Consider the following 13,300-nt stretch of genomic DNA (forward strand, 5'->3'; position numbering starts at 1 on the left):
GCCTTGCCAGAACGCTCAGCGTTTCCGGCGCCTCCGTCCAGCACACCGGTTCCGGAATGAACTGAATGCGGTATTTGCGCCTAGCGTCGCGCATATGGCGGTGCAGCTTGATGACGAGGTCCAGGTCCTCGCCCATCGAACCTCTGGTGAAGCCGCCCACCGCCACCACTTCTGCGCGGCGGAACACGCCGAAAGCGCCGGAGACCAGCATCAGCGTGTTGATGCGGCTCCAGGCAAGCCGCGCCATGAGGAAGGCGCGCAGATATTCGACCACCTGGAGCAGCGGCAGCAGGCGGCGCGGCAGATGGATCTCGCGCACCCTGCCCGCTTCGATTTTCGAGCCGTTGGCGATTCGGATCGTGCCGCCGACGGCGATGGTGCGCTCGGGGTCGTCGATGAAAGGCTGAGCGGCGCGCATCAGCGCATCGGGCTCGAGGATGGAGTCGCCGTCGATCGCACAGAAGAGCGGCGCGCGGCAGACATTGATGCCGGCGTTCTGGGCGTCGGCCTTGCCGCCATTCTCCTTGTCGACCACGAACAGCCGCTCGGTCGTCGGCGAGGAATAGAGGCCGCGGATCGGCTTGTGCGCGAGCGCCTCCTCATAGGGCCGATGGAACTTCACCAGCCTGAAGGCCTCGATCAGGCGCTGCAGCGTCTGGTCCTTCGAGCCGTCATTGATGACGATCACCTCGAAATTAGGATATTGGAGCGCGAGCATGGAATGGACGCTCTCTACCACGTTCAACGCCTCGTTATAGGCGGGCACCAGCAGCGCGATCGGCGGCGCGAGGTCGCCATAACGGTGCCAGAGCAGCGCCGAGCGCGCCACCGGCGGGCGCTTGGAAAGCGCATAGCCTGCGACGGCGAGCTGCAGGAAATAGATCATCGTCTGCGCCAGCCCCGCCCCGATGATGAACCAAGACAGGATGGTGGCGGCAAGAACGATCTCGTGGCTCCAGTCGGCGATCATAAGGCCGGCCCCTCGGCAAGAACGAGCGAGGCGGTGCGCTGGCTGCGCGAGACCTCGCTGTCGGAAATGTCGCGCAGCAGCCGCTCTCCCGGCTGGCCGAAGGAGCGCAGCGCATTGGCGGCGGCATAGCGCACGTTCCACGCCTCATCGTCCATCAGCCTGGCCAGTGGCGGGGCGAGTTCAGACAGGCCGAGCCGGCCAGCGGCATCGGCGGCGGCGCTGCGCACGTCCCAGTTGCCGTTTGCCATTGCGGTCGCCAGGATCGCCGGCGCGTCGGCGTGTCCTGTGAGGCCGAGCGCGCGCAGCGCCGCGGCGGCAATCTCGGGCGATGCGTCGCCGGCCAGGCGGGCGAAGAAATCGGCGAAGCGAAAGCCGCCGGCGCGGGCAAGCGCGTCGATCGCGGCCGCTCGAATGAAGGGCACGGCGTCAACACGCGCGGCATGGTCCGCGAGCTGGTGGAGGCGCGCCGGCGGAAAGCGCCTGAAAAGCTCGATCAGGCGCCGCGAGCGCTGCCCCGCCACGCCGATCTTGCGCAGCGCAATGCCGAGCGGCGGCAGGCTGCCGAGATCGCAGAGCGCGATGGCGACGGCGATCCTGACCTCGCGCGAACGGTCGTGGTCGAGCGCCGAAAGCAGGCTTGCCACCGCACCTTCCGAACGCAGCGCCGCCAGCATCTCGGCCGCGTGTATGCGATCGGCCACGTTGCCTTTTTCCAGCTGCCTGCCGACAAGGGCCGGCAGGCCGCATTCGTTGAAGGCGGAAAGGACGTCGTCATGCTCCTCGCCGCGCAGCAGCGAAATGAACTCGAACCCGGCATTGATCGCCACGCCCGCCGGGACCACGAGCACCGCTGCCTTCAGGACTTCGCGGTCGCGGTTTTCGGTGAAGGCGATCAGCGCCGTCAGAAGCTGGCGCCGCTGGTCGGCCCCAGCCCTGCCCCAGCGCTCCTGCAGCACGCGGCGCGCGATCAGGAACAGCATGATTACCAGGGAAAGAGCGGTGAGCAATATGGATAGATCCCAGATGTACCACATGGTCAGAACCGCGCGGTCAGTCCGAGCCCGAATATGCTTCGGTCGAATGTCGGGCGTTGCTCATGCGCGATGCTGGCGCGCAGCGTCAGCGGGTCGCTGACGTCCCAGGAAATGCCGCCGAAGACGGTGCGCGTCGGCACCAGCGTGCCGTTGGAGATTTCGGGGGCGTCCGCGTAGCCGCCGAACAAATTGAAGCGCTGTGTCACCGCAAGGTCGGCGCGAAGCACATAGCCGTTCGCGCGCGTGCCGACATCGTCCTGCACATGCACCCAGCGGGCGGAAAGCCCAAGGCGGCCGTCGAGGACATAACCTTGCACCCAGGGCGAGATGCTGGTGACATTTGTGTTGGCGAAATTGTCGTAGCGGGCGTCGATGTTCAGAGACAACGGGCCGAACGCCTTTGCCGGCGCCACGAGCTGCCACGAAGCGCCGGCGCCGATCGAATAGCGCGCCAGGAAGTCGGCTTCCGGCGTCGACGCCGCCAAAGCATAGGCGGAGAATGCCGGCGAGAAGGCCTGATCGATGCGGCCCTCGACCTGGACGTCGGTGTGGCCAAAGCGGGTGGCCAGCCGCGCACGGCCGGAAATCGTCGTGCGCGGCGACAGCCGATAGGCAAGGCCGGCCGAACTGTCGGTCCAGTCGCCGAAACCATCGGTGAGATCGCTCACCTCGCCGCCGAGGTCGAGTCGCCATTTGCGCGGCGGCGGCACGGCCAGCCTTTGCTCGACATCGGCAGAACCTGGCTCGATGGCGAGCGCTTGGCGATAGGCTTCCCGCGCGGCGTCGTCGTCACCCTCGGCGCGGCGCACATCGCCGAGCCCGACCAGCGCGTCGGCGTTGCGCGGATCGGCCGCAAGCACGCGCTGAAACGACTGCCTGGCGCGCCTGTAGTCGACCTCGAGCAGAGCAATTCTCGCATCCAGGTCGAGCCCCTCGACATTGTCCGGCGCCGAGGCAAGCACGCCGTCGACCAGCGCCCGGGCGCGCGGCGCATCGCCCTGCCAGATCGCCAGGCGCACCTTGCCAAGCCGCGCGTCGAGAAGGCCGGGCTTGATTGCAAGCGCGCGGTCGAAGAAATGCCCCGCCTCGTCGAAGCGCCGGCTGGAGCCGACGACAAGGCCAAGGGCGACCAGGATGTCGGTGTTCTTCGGCGCCTGCCTCAGCGCCCGGCGATAGACCGTCTCCGCTTCGGGCAGCTTTCCCGCCGCCCGCAGGCGCCTGCCCTGCTCCATCAGGCCGGCGAAGGGATCGGGCCGCCGGCTGGCCGGTTCCTTTGCCCGCGCCGGAACCGCGGGAGCCCGTTTCGCCTCACTGCCGGCAGCCTGCTTCGCCTTGCGGATGTTCTCGACAAGCGCTGCGGCGTCGGCATTGCCGGGATCGGCCTGCGCGACCTTCTCGGCGAGCGGCAGCGCGGCATCCGGATTGCCGGAGCGGAACTCGACCTCGGCCATGCCGAAGCTGGCGTCCCGATAGGTCGCGGCAAGGGACAGCGCCCTGGAAAAGGCCTGCCGGGCGGCCGGCAGATTGTCGCGGCCGAGCTCGGCGAAGCCGAGTTGCACCAGGGCGTCGGCATTGTCGGGCTTGAGCGCCAGCGCGCGCCGGAAAAGGTCCGCCGCCTCGTCGAAATGCTGCGCTTGCCTGGCCTTGACGCCGGACGCGTAGAGCTCGTCGACCGTCTGCGCCAGCGCGGCGCCGGGAGGCGCGGCGATCGCCAGGATCAGGCATACGGCCAGAGCTGCGCGCCGGCTGCGCCTCATCAGCGTTTCCCGCTCTTGCGCGAGATCAGACGCGCGAGCCGGGCCAGAAGCTCCTCGGGGATGAATGGCTTCACCAGGTAGTCGTCGGCTCCTTTCTCAAGGGCCGAGACAATGTCCCTTTCAGCCTTGCGGGCGGTCAGCATGATCACTGGAGTTTCCGACAGAGCCGGATCGGCTTTGAGGCGGGCCAGTACCTCCAGGCCGTCGGCCTTGGGCATCATCGCGTCGAGCACAATGATGTCGGGGCGGTCCTGCTCCGCCTTCGCCAGCGCTTCGGCCCCGTCCACCGCCTTGATGACCTCGTATCCTTTCGCCCTCAACCTGAATTCCATCAGCTCGAGCAACAAGGGATCATCATCGCAGATCAGAACTCTTGCTTTCGCTCCATCCACCAGTCCTGCTCCGGTTCCGTCGCCCCCCGGAGTGATCAACCCATGAACCGACATCCGCCAAAGTGGTCCATGCCAGAAATTCCGCGCAGCTTCCCCCGCGCCCGCCAACGCCGCGCGATCATAGATAAAGCTGATTCGCGACGGTTGCATTTCGATACAATCACTAGATGAATATCGGCCCATGGTATAGGAGCCGCAAACGGCAAACCGCGCTTGCCGACAGCTTCTTGCCGCCGCCTTCCCCTGGCGCGTCTAGGCCGGGCCATCGCGCTGCGGGAGCAGCTTCCTCACTTCACCTGCAAGCGCCAGCGGATCGAAGGGTTTGGCGATAACCCCTACGGCTCCCATGGCGAGATAGCGCTCCACCTCATGCGTCTGGGTGCGCGCCGTGATGAACACCACGGGGATTGAGGCCGTCAGCGGCGAATCGGCCAGGCGCCTCAGCGTTTCAGGCCCATCCATATCCGGCATCATCACATCGAGCAGGATGAGGTCGGGCTGCCAATCGGCGGCATCGGTTAGCGCCTCGATGCCCGAAGAGCAGGATCGCACCTCGAATTCCGGATCGAGCTCGAGCGACATCTGGGCGATTTCGCGGATATCGTTCTCGTCATCCACATACAGGATCCTTGCCGGCATCATCGTCACTCCTTGCCAGGGGTCGGCGCGCTGCCGTCGCGAGAAGCGATCAGCATGCTTCTGACCAGCTTCGCGACATCGATTTCGGAGGCCCTGGTCTTGGTCATGATCGCCTGCACCCGGTCGCCGAGTTTCTGGTCGAGTTCCGCCGCCGAAAACACGATGACCGCGGTCTCGAGCGGCAGATCGACGAGGAGGTCGAGGCCAGATCCCTCGGGAAGTGCGATGTCCAAGATGACCAGGTCGAAGCGATGGCGAGCGACCGCCTGCCGGGCTTGCTGCAGCGTCTTTGCGGATGTGATCGAGACGCTCGAACCCAGCCCCTCCGACATCACCGCAAGCACGCCCTCATCGTCTTCGACATGCAGAATCTGCGGCTTCGGCTCGATCCTGCGGCCGACGATCTTGGCGAGAGCGGCGTGAAGCCGTTTCGAATCCACCGGCTTCTCCAGCCAGTCGACGATGCCGACGGCGCTGCCGTTCAGCGAGCGCCTGGCCTCGTCGGCGACAGCGGAGATGACGATGACCGCAATGTCGGAATTGGCCGGTGATGCCCTGATCTCGTAGAAGAGCTTGATGCCGGATTCCTCCGCTAGCTTGATGTCGAGCGTCAGCGCCACGTAGTCGCGGGAGCTCAGGAGCGCCTTGGCGGTGTCGATATCGGGCGCGACGTCGCTGGAAAAGCCTTCAGCATCGAGAAGTGCTGCGATCACCGCAGCGACGTCGGGCTCGTCCTCGCAGATGAGGACACGCAGGCGGCCATCGCGCTTGCGCGCCCGGCGCTCGACCAAAACCGGCTTCTCGGCCTGCCTGTGCGCTTCGGGAAGCTCGACGTGAAACGCTGTTCCCTTGCCTTCCTCGGTTTCGAAGGAAACGGCGCCGCCCAGCTTTTCGGCGATAGCCTTGACGATGCTCAAGCCCAGGCCGGTGCCGCCTATCTTACGCGTGCTGGAGGCGTCCGCCTGCTCGAACTTGCCGAATAGGCGGCTGCGGAACGCCTCGGGGATGCCGGCGCCCTGGTCCACCACGGAGATGCGCAGCATGTCGCGGTCATGACGCTGGAGTTTCACCGTGACGGTGCCATCGGTGTGCGAGAACTTGATCGCATTCGACAGCAGGTTCGCCATCACCTGATGCAGGCGATCCGGATCGATGTTGGCCTCGGCGCGCGGGGCATCGTCGACCAGAACGATCCTGATCCGACTGTCGGCCATGTAGTTGGAACTGGCGGCAATGGCCTGCTCCAGGACCTGACGGACAGGCATCTGCTTGATCTTGAAGGTGATCACGCCTGATTCGATCTTCTCCATATCCAGGATGTCGTTGATGAGAAGAACCAGCCTTTCGCTATTGGTGTGGGCGATGTTGACGAGATTGGCGGCCTTGGGCGGCAGTTCGCCCGCCACGCCGGCCGCGATCAGACCAAGCGAGCCGCGGATGGAGGTCAATGGGGTCCGCAATTCGTGGCTGACCGTGGAAATGAAATCGTTCTTGAGCTGGGCGGTGCGCTTCTGCTCGGTGATGTCGCGGTTGTAGGTGATGACGCCGGCGATCTTGCCGGCCTCGTCGCGGAAAGGCGTTTTCAGCGTGTAAAGCCAGCCCTGCCTGCCGTCCGGTAGGAGAGCGGGCTGGTCGATGCGCAATGTCTGCCCGGCCTCCAGCGCGCCCGTTTCATCCTGCCTGAAGCGCTCGGCCACGTCCTTGGGGTAGAAATCGAAATCCGTCTTGCCGATAAGGTCCTCGACCGAGGCGGCGCGCACCAGTTCGGCGGTGGCTGGATTGGCCGCGATGAAGCGGCCGTCGACATCCTTCATGTTGAGGCTATCCGGCAGCTCGCGGACCATGGCCCGGTAGATCATGTTGGACATGGCGAGATCACGCCGCCGCTGCTGGCGATCGAGCAGAACGCCGATGATGAAGGTGCTGAGGAAACGGAACACCAGCGACGGGAGCGTGCTCTGCTGCACAAAGCCGGCGACGACTTGCGGGGGGATGATCAGAAGGGTGATCAGCCCGGCAAGCGCGACCGACACGCCCAGGCCAAGTATGTCGAACATGGTGCGCGACCGGGCCGCCACGATGTGGTGCCATGCCAGACCGACGACGGCGGTGATCAGGATGCTCACGATGCCGACGCTGGCACCCTGCCCGCCAAGATAGAGGCGATAGGCAATGGAGCCGGCGGTGGCGATGAACAACGCCGGCCACCCGCCGAAGAACGCGGCGGCTCCGACAAAAGCGGCCCGCAGATCGACGACGAAGCCGGAGACGGACAGAGCCGTCGCCATGGAAATGATCGCGCCCGCGCACATGACCAAGCCGAGAAGCAGCGACTGTACCCGCTGCGGGAGACGCCCCGTGAAATCCGCCACAAGGTCCCAAGCGACGACCAGGATGGAGACGAGGGCAAGATTGGCGAGGAGTGAGTGCCAGATCTCGGTCATGACTTTCCGGCTCCTTTTACCTATAGATATCGGCAAAACCTATCCAAGCTCTAAAAAGGGTGCGCGCTAGCCGACGGTATCGGACCGATAGCAGCCCGACGGGACGATTTGGCAGGCGTCTTAGTTGCTGTACGCTCCTCGGGCATCTCTTTGGCTCAGGCTCCAGCTTCGGTATTGACTATTGGTTGTTCTCCGGCGTCTGCTTCCGAGCGGAGGCAAAAGACGCCCCTATGGCCGTCGTTAGGCGCAAAGCGGCCCTCCGCGACGCCAATCCTGCGTCCAGTCCTGCATACGCGCTACGCTCATACCCACCCCGTGTCTCCGCAGTCTTCGTGACGGGAGCAGCTATTGGCGCGCCCGACCGAATCGTAATCGCATCAGGATGAAAGGACCCATGGTAGCCGATGCCCGCTCGTGCGCAGCGCCCGCTTGTCGGACAGGACGCCGCCCTCGAACTGGGATTTGGAACGACGGGAAGACCAAAGACGTTCGTGCATATTGCATCCGCTAGCCACAGGTCTAACGCTTTTTGTTCCCAGGAGTTGGAGGCGTACCATGTTTGGCAACTCGGGCATCATTCCTCTGCCTCGCCCGCTTGAGCGTCGTGTGGATACTCTTGGGCACTCGTTCATGCGCCAGCGGCTCGGATCTCAGATGGACTTCTTGATCCCGCAAGGCGAGCCGGCGCTGTTACCGCCCAACTCGGTGTCCTGGCGTATTTTCAAGAATCCTATTGCGCTGTTCATCGGCGGGGTTACTGCGGTGCTGCTCGAATTGGCAGAGCCGCGCGTTCGCGACGCCATTTGGCAGCACAGCACATTCCTCTCCCACGCGCTCCGGCGGCATTCCGGGCTATCAACCCGAAAACGGCGTTCGATCTCGGGCGCGCTGACAAATGGTTGCAGGGTCGCGCGCAGCCGCGCGAGCTCAGCGTCTATGATGACTGGTCGAAGCTTCTTGGCCTGGAGCAGCCCGGCGCCTGGATTGCCGAGAGCGACCTCCCAGCCTTTACGGCGGCAATCTGCGCCCGCCACGGCATCGGCATGGCCGAACTGGAGCGCCGCGCCGGTGGACCACCGAAGACCTCCGCGCATGAGAACCGAAGCGTTGGCGCCGCCCTGGCCGGAGCCTACGCGTGTTATTCGCAGGCTCTGTCGCCCTATCATCACGGCCAGCTGATCAGGGGCAGTCTGTCGATAAAAAGCCGGGCCGGAGGGGCACGGCCTGACCGCCTCCTATCGAGAGATATTGCCAACCGGCCAACTGCTGATCAGCGGGCAGGTCTCGCTGGCAAAACGCGGCCTCTATGTGCATCTGAAGGAGACCGACGGCGACGCCCACTTCTTCTTCTGCCTGTTCCCGCAGTCGCAGCCGGGAAGCGTGCTCGGCGGCTATATGTGTGGCGGTGCCATCATCGGCCCGGAGCCAAAGCCTTCGCTGACCAGAATACTGATCGTGCGCTTGCACGATCCGGCGCCCGAGGCATGGGGCGGATATCTCTCGTCTGACAGATCGATCGCCGAGGACCTGGCAGCGCTCGGCCTCATCATCGAGCGGCCGGAAGCGGTCGACCGGCAGCTCGCGCAATTCCTCATCGGAGACAGGCGCGACGGCGGCCCCAGCCAGATCCCGCCTGCCGAGTTCCACGCCATCCTCGAGACCTTCGACCGGCAGTGGCTGCGCCAGCCGGCTTAAAAAACTTTTCCCATCCTGCCAAGCCGGTGAGGAGTGAAGCGGTCATTGCCCTGAGATCATGCCGACGCCGGCTCACCCATCAGGCGGGCATACCGCCTCGGGCTGGTCATATGAGCTGTTTGCCAAGGTGATGAGACCAGTTCGGTCGCGGACCATGACCACGCCACGATTTGACCTGATCAGGCCGCGGTGCGGCCCTTGGTCAACTTTATGCTGTGGTGCGGCTTTACGGCAATCTGTTTCAGCCGTCATTGAAGCATCGCTGCCACTCTCCTCAAATGGGGCCAAGGCCGGCCCTGATCTCGGCGACCGACTGGAGCTGCCGCCCGTCCTCGAAATTGGCGGGATCCATCAGCGCAGTGCCTGATCTTGCGGGGCATGGGTCAGAACGCGCCACAATTCTTCCAAGACCCGCGAGATCGCCACGATCCTATGACGAACCAGACCTACCCTTGGGGCTGGGACTACCAGCGCACCGGCAGCAGGAAGGCCGGACGTGACGATATCCACCGGCTTCCGTCCGGCGAGATGCCACCGCCCGGCAAGATCATGTGCACGTGCGGATGGTGTGTTATCGCCGAGCCCCAGGTATGGAGCACTGCGGTGATGCCGATGCGCCCCCCCGTCGCCGCTCGCGCGGAATGTTTTTGGCGCCGAGATGCAGGCAGGCGAGATGGTTGGCGGCAAGGCCCTCCCGCCGCAGCAGCGCGGCCTCCAGCAGCGGCCCGAGCCAGGCGGCATGCTGCAGCACCTCGATTTCGGACCAGGCCTCGAGGAGGATCGCGCCGCGCAGGACGACCGGCAGGTCTCGCGTTCGGCGATGACGGCCTGCCATTCGGCCAGCCGTTCTTCTTCATTCCAGTCGAGATCGTAGATCAGGTCCGGCCGGTCGTCCGAACGCTGTGCCCTCGCCGGCACGTCGGCGCCACTCAGGAGCTTTGACGAGCGCGCCAGGACAGCATCGATCTCGGCAAACTCTTCAGCCAGAAAGTGGTCCTCAGCATCATCCCGACCATCGGCTTCAACCGAGCCGGTTGCAGGCCCCTGAATTGGCTAGCCCAAAATGCGAATCCAGAATTGCATTGGCCTCAATCGCCAGCCGCTTTAGCCGCGGGGCATAAAGTTGTGTCGGCAATTCATTGATAGTGATCTTTCCGAAAATCTTGCCAATATCAGTCGTGATGCCAGCCAACTCGTTTTCTGCGGACATCCATTCCCCCGATAGAAGGTTTCGTGCTTTAGTCGATACTCGCCTAAACGTGTCCTTTCTGCAACTCAGATACTACATTTAGCGCTCGCCCTGAATTTTGACGCACTCCGTTCCTATATAGCGTGACAGAAGACCTTCGCCGCGTTGGCGATGATGAAGACCGGCCTTGCCGGAACCGCGCAGCGAGCGCCCTTCCCGAAGACGCCATATGACCACATCTCGTACGGTCATTGTTGAAGACGGCAGCGTCAAAGTTCGCCGCATCAGTTACAACGAGTTCTGGAAAATCAGGCCGGACTTGAGGCCAGCGAATGATAACGTCAGGTCGGCTCGCCGTGTTCTGCATCGCTCGTTGTCGATGGGTGGCGATCATAATCGACGGGCGGTGACAACATAACTTCGGCCTCAGCTCTGCCGAATTCCCTGCCGATTTGGAATGCCGCTGAAAGCTGTCTCATGAACGGAGGGCGGCACGTATTTTGGAGGCATCGTTGGGTCTTCCCGCTTTCATTTAGTCGACAATAGCTGGTCCGCTTGGAACGGCAGTCCGTCACCGTTTAAAAGCCACCCGTCGAGGCGGCCTTTTCATTAGGAACCCCTCCACATGACCAAACCCACCCCAACGCGCCGCGGCGCCAACACCGACGTGCGTGCGACCGTGAAGCGGCAGCACCTGCAGGTTCAACACAGGCTTTCGCAGGCGATGCCGTCTTTGTCGCGGTCTAGCTTGCGGCCCCAAGAGCAGTTGGCTAGGTACCAACTTGCTTCATCGCACGAGCTGATTTGGGAACAGGTGCGCCGCGGCTCGCATGAATAGCCGCTTTGTGCGACCTGATGGCGGTTGATGAAGCCAAGCGGCTGGTTAGAAAGCGGTCGGTTGTCGGCGTGCGCTAGACGCCACTCCCAAGGCGCCTGAAAAGTTCCGGCCCACAGACCGAGCTTTGCCGCCTCTGCCTTCGCCTGCTGCCCCGCATAGGCGCCGTGGCTGTAGAGGGGCCAGTCCAGTGCCAAGCCCTGCTCGACAAGCCAGCGCTGAACGCTACGACCGTCCGCCCGATCGCAGTTCCCGACAAGACGCCCGTACCGATCACGATCGACAAAACTGCAATGCAGCGGTCGCGAAGCTGCCAGGAACTTGTCCAAGGCTTGGGCAGCGCGGCGCCCGCATGGGTAGTCAAAGCCCTTGGCGTCGTCGCAGTGCTGACGTCTCTCGGGCGCGTCGATGCCATTGAAACGAATCCTTTGGCCTGCAATCTCTACTGTGTCGCCATCGATCACGGAGGCGCGGCCTTCCATGTGGCCAGGCAATGGTTCTGTCCAGTTTGTTATCGTGCTCTGTTGGCCGGCGATGCTCTGGATCGCGAATTGGGTAACTGCGGCGGCAAGCGTGCCGGCGCCGAGGAAGATCAGCCCCAAGAGGGGTCGCGGCAGCCGCCGTGACGGCATTCTTCTGCCGGCGCGCCTTCGCCAGCGGTCAGCCTGATTGGCGCCTTGATAACGGTGGCTTTTGCCCACGCCGCTCTCCCGGAAGAGAGAATGCCGCCATTCCGGGCGAGAGTCCAGAAGCTGCACTAGTCGGTCGGCAACTGGTCAACGCGGTGGGCACCGGCTCAGCCTTTCAACCGTCTCAACTATGGCCTTCGCAAGCGGGCATCAAGGTCCGCGTGAAGCACCTCCGGGACGAGGAAGACCTTCGGCACGCCTCGCTGCAGGATTTTTGGGATGAAGACTAGAACGCCGTTTGTGTCTCCAAGACGCGACAACGCAAAGTTCACCGGCCCGGCCAAGCGCCGACTATTTGACAAGCGCGCAAATGGCGTAGGCTGTCAGCGTCCAAGCTGTTGGGGACGTAGCGGCTACATGCGCTTGTGCTACCCACCCTGGAGCTGGGGAAGTAACCGGCAAGCTCCTAGAAATTAGAGCATTTGAATTTGACGCGCTGGCACCGCCACCTATGACGACTTTTGGCTTGGGACACCAAGCCTGTGCGGATTTGTCTGGGCTTGTATCACTCGCGCTTGAATACTGCGTGATTTCCCAACCGCCGACGCCGTCCTTCCCCGCCGGACCCTCAGCCCCCATTGCACCTTTAGGTCCCTGCTTGCCGGGAAGACCTTTTGGACCGACAGGCCCTTGGGGCCCTGGGGGGCCTGCCGTTGTGCAACCTGCAAGAAGGGCGACGCATGCTAGAGTGATAATAATTCTCATGACCACCTCCCCGGTTTCCCGGTGAGTTGACGACAAAAAACATTCGCCAAATCAACCGAATGTACCACCACGCGATTGTCGTGGATAGGAACGCGATCGGCGGCTGACGGAACGTCGCATATGCGCCGTGACGACGGGCGGCCAGCAATCGTAGCGTAGAGTGTTGACGCGCCTTCCTTGCCCTAGGGCGGTCGGGTCGTTTCGGCGCTCTGATCATCCGCTCCTTAGAGAAATGCTTCGCCATCAGCACGGTCTTCAAAGCAGTACCAATGCGATGGTTTCCTAGGTTTGGCGAAACCCCATCCTGCATTTTTGCCGCAGCCGGGATGCTCGCGCCTATGGTGCTGAATGCCGGGGCGCGTGACAGGCTCCATTGCACCGGCAAGGCGGATCAGCTCGTCGCTCATCGGGATGCTTTCAAAGCAGCGAGCGTTGTGCAGGCGCCTGCAGCGGAACTTTGATCTGTGTGGCCGGCTTCTCGACATCACGAAGCGTCGTCGGCCGACGACCGCTGCAGCAGTTTCGCTTCCGACCAGGAGTTCCTCGGCGGCTCCCTCGACGTGGCTGACCCCATTGCGAATGCCCGGACGTTTCGTCTTCACGTAGACCGGGGGAGCGAACCAGAGGGGACCCATAAGAGGGAACTTAGAGCGGGAAGAGCCCGCTGACCAACCCCGCTTTAGCCGCAGCTAAGGAACGATGTAGGCCCTCGCGGGTTTAGAGCTTGCAGCGGTCGATCTTCGTGGATGTGCAGCCGCTGTGGAGGGGTCCGTCGCCTCTCCCTCACCGGCGGCGGGCTCCTTTCGCGAGGGCGGTGTTGGTCAGAGGCACCTAGAACCTTGTACCGCATCCAATTTAGCTACTTGTCATTGGGGGAGTAATGTCCCCTCCTCTTTTGCAGCAGCCAGGAATGCCTTGCGGGCCTCCTCAGGTTCCATCTCGTCGAAAATC

Annotated in this window: 12 protein-coding genes and 1 pseudogene; 2 read left to right on the forward strand and 11 right to left on the reverse strand. The window is 63.5% G+C overall.

Features of this window, described 5'->3' with window-relative positions; translation table 11 throughout:
- The 6 genes from NKI97_RS34705 to NKI97_RS34730 all read right to left on the reverse strand — a co-directional run.
- On the reverse strand, positions 1-970 hold a 970-nt coding region (locus NKI97_RS34705), incomplete at its 3' end, for a glycosyltransferase family 2 protein (protein WP_352838539.1).
- Positions 967-2,004 carry a HEAT repeat domain-containing protein gene (locus NKI97_RS34710; RefSeq protein ID WP_352450362.1) on the reverse strand — a complete coding sequence of 346 codons (1,038 nt, stop codon included), beginning with the start codon at positions 2,002-2,004 and terminating at the stop codon, positions 967-969. The genes NKI97_RS34710 and NKI97_RS34705, both read right to left, overlap by 4 nt.
- Positions 2,005-2,006: 2 nt before the next feature.
- Entirely contained in the window at positions 2,007-3,761 is a 1,755-nt protein-coding gene (locus tag NKI97_RS34715) for a YaiO family outer membrane beta-barrel protein (protein WP_352838540.1), read from the reverse strand.
- Positions 3,761-4,303 carry a response regulator transcription factor gene (locus NKI97_RS34720; RefSeq protein ID WP_352838541.1) on the reverse strand — a complete coding sequence of 181 codons (543 nt, stop codon included), beginning with the start codon at positions 4,301-4,303 and terminating at the stop codon, positions 3,761-3,763. The genes NKI97_RS34715 and NKI97_RS34720 overlap by 1 nt, the downstream gene beginning before the upstream one ends.
- A gap of 102 nt (positions 4,304-4,405) precedes the next feature.
- Entirely contained in the window at positions 4,406-4,792 is a 387-nt protein-coding gene (locus NKI97_RS34725) for a response regulator (RefSeq protein WP_352450414.1), read from the reverse strand.
- A 5-nt stretch (positions 4,793-4,797) separates the two neighbouring features.
- Positions 4,798-7,236 carry a hybrid sensor histidine kinase/response regulator gene (locus tag NKI97_RS34730; protein WP_352838542.1) on the reverse strand — a complete coding sequence of 813 codons (2,439 nt, stop codon included), beginning with the start codon at positions 7,234-7,236 and terminating at the stop codon, positions 4,798-4,800.
- A 654-nt stretch (positions 7,237-7,890) separates the two neighbouring features.
- On the opposite strand from NKI97_RS34730, the gene NKI97_RS34735 reads away from it, so the two are divergent.
- Together NKI97_RS34735 and NKI97_RS34740 are read left to right on the forward strand one after the other, a co-directional pair.
- Positions 7,891-8,415: an oxygenase MpaB family protein gene (locus NKI97_RS34735; protein WP_352838543.1), complete on the forward strand. Its 525-nt coding sequence runs from the start codon at positions 7,891-7,893 to the stop codon at positions 8,413-8,415.
- Between the two features lie 69 nt (positions 8,416-8,484).
- A complete protein-coding gene (locus tag NKI97_RS34740) occupies positions 8,485-8,931 on the forward strand; it encodes a hypothetical protein (RefSeq protein WP_352450357.1) in 447 nt (148 codons plus the stop codon).
- A gap of 470 nt (positions 8,932-9,401) precedes the next feature.
- Here NKI97_RS34740 and NKI97_RS34745 read toward each other — a convergent pair.
- The 5 genes and pseudogenes from NKI97_RS34745 to NKI97_RS34765 form a co-directional block, all read right to left on the reverse strand.
- A pseudogene (locus NKI97_RS34745) lies at positions 9,402-9,554 on the reverse strand (transposase); the annotation flags it as partial.
- Positions 9,503-9,766 (reverse strand): DUF1612 domain-containing protein, encoded by a 264-nt coding sequence (locus tag NKI97_RS34750; RefSeq protein ID WP_352450356.1) that lies wholly within the window; start codon positions 9,764-9,766, stop codon positions 9,503-9,505. The pseudogene NKI97_RS34745 and the gene NKI97_RS34750, both read right to left, overlap by 52 nt.
- Positions 9,767-9,952: 186 nt before the next feature.
- Positions 9,953-10,141, reverse strand: coding sequence for a hypothetical protein (locus NKI97_RS34755; protein WP_352450355.1), 189 nt, complete (start codon positions 10,139-10,141; stop codon positions 9,953-9,955).
- A 681-nt stretch (positions 10,142-10,822) separates the two neighbouring features.
- Positions 10,823-11,656, reverse strand: a complete 834-nt coding sequence (locus NKI97_RS34760) for a thermonuclease family protein (protein ID WP_352450354.1) — start codon at positions 11,654-11,656, stop codon at positions 10,823-10,825.
- 917 nt (positions 11,657-12,573) lie between these two features.
- Complete coding sequence (locus tag NKI97_RS34765; RefSeq protein ID WP_352749806.1) at positions 12,574-12,756, reverse strand: hypothetical protein; 183 nt, start codon at positions 12,754-12,756, stop codon at positions 12,574-12,576.
- Positions 12,757-13,300 lie beyond the last annotated feature (544 nt).

It is taken from the genome of Mesorhizobium sp. M0296, assembly GCF_040321675.1.
Lineage (GTDB): Bacteria > Pseudomonadota > Alphaproteobacteria > Rhizobiales > Rhizobiaceae > Mesorhizobium.

Coding starts and splice junctions, on each gene's coding strand:
- NKI97_RS34710 (WP_352450362.1), bottom strand. CDS start 2,004: ATGTGGTACATCTGGGATCTATCCATATTGCTCACCGCTCTTTCCCTG.
- NKI97_RS34715 (WP_352838540.1), bottom strand. CDS start 3,761: ATGAGGCGCAGCCGGCGCGCAGCTCTGGCCGTATGCCTGATCCTGGCG.
- NKI97_RS34720 (WP_352838541.1), bottom strand. CDS start 4,303: ATGCAACCGTCGCGAATCAGCTTTATCTATGATCGCGCGGCGTTGGCG.
- NKI97_RS34725 (WP_352450414.1), bottom strand. CDS start 4,792: ATGCCGGCAAGGATCCTGTATGTGGATGACGAGAACGATATCCGCGAA.
- NKI97_RS34730 (WP_352838542.1), bottom strand. CDS start 7,236: ATGACCGAGATCTGGCACTCACTCCTCGCCAATCTTGCCCTCGTCTCC.
- NKI97_RS34735 (WP_352838543.1), top strand. CDS start 7,891: ATGGACTTCTTGATCCCGCAAGGCGAGCCGGCGCTGTTACCGCCCAAC.
- NKI97_RS34750 (WP_352450356.1), bottom strand. CDS start 9,766: ATGGCAGGCCGTCATCGCCGAACGCGAGACCTGCCGGTCGTCCTGCGC.
- NKI97_RS34755 (WP_352450355.1), bottom strand. CDS start 10,141: ATGTCCGCAGAAAACGAGTTGGCTGGCATCACGACTGATATTGGCAAG.
- NKI97_RS34765 (WP_352749806.1), bottom strand. CDS start 12,756: ATGAGCGACGAGCTGATCCGCCTTGCCGGTGCAATGGAGCCTGTCACG.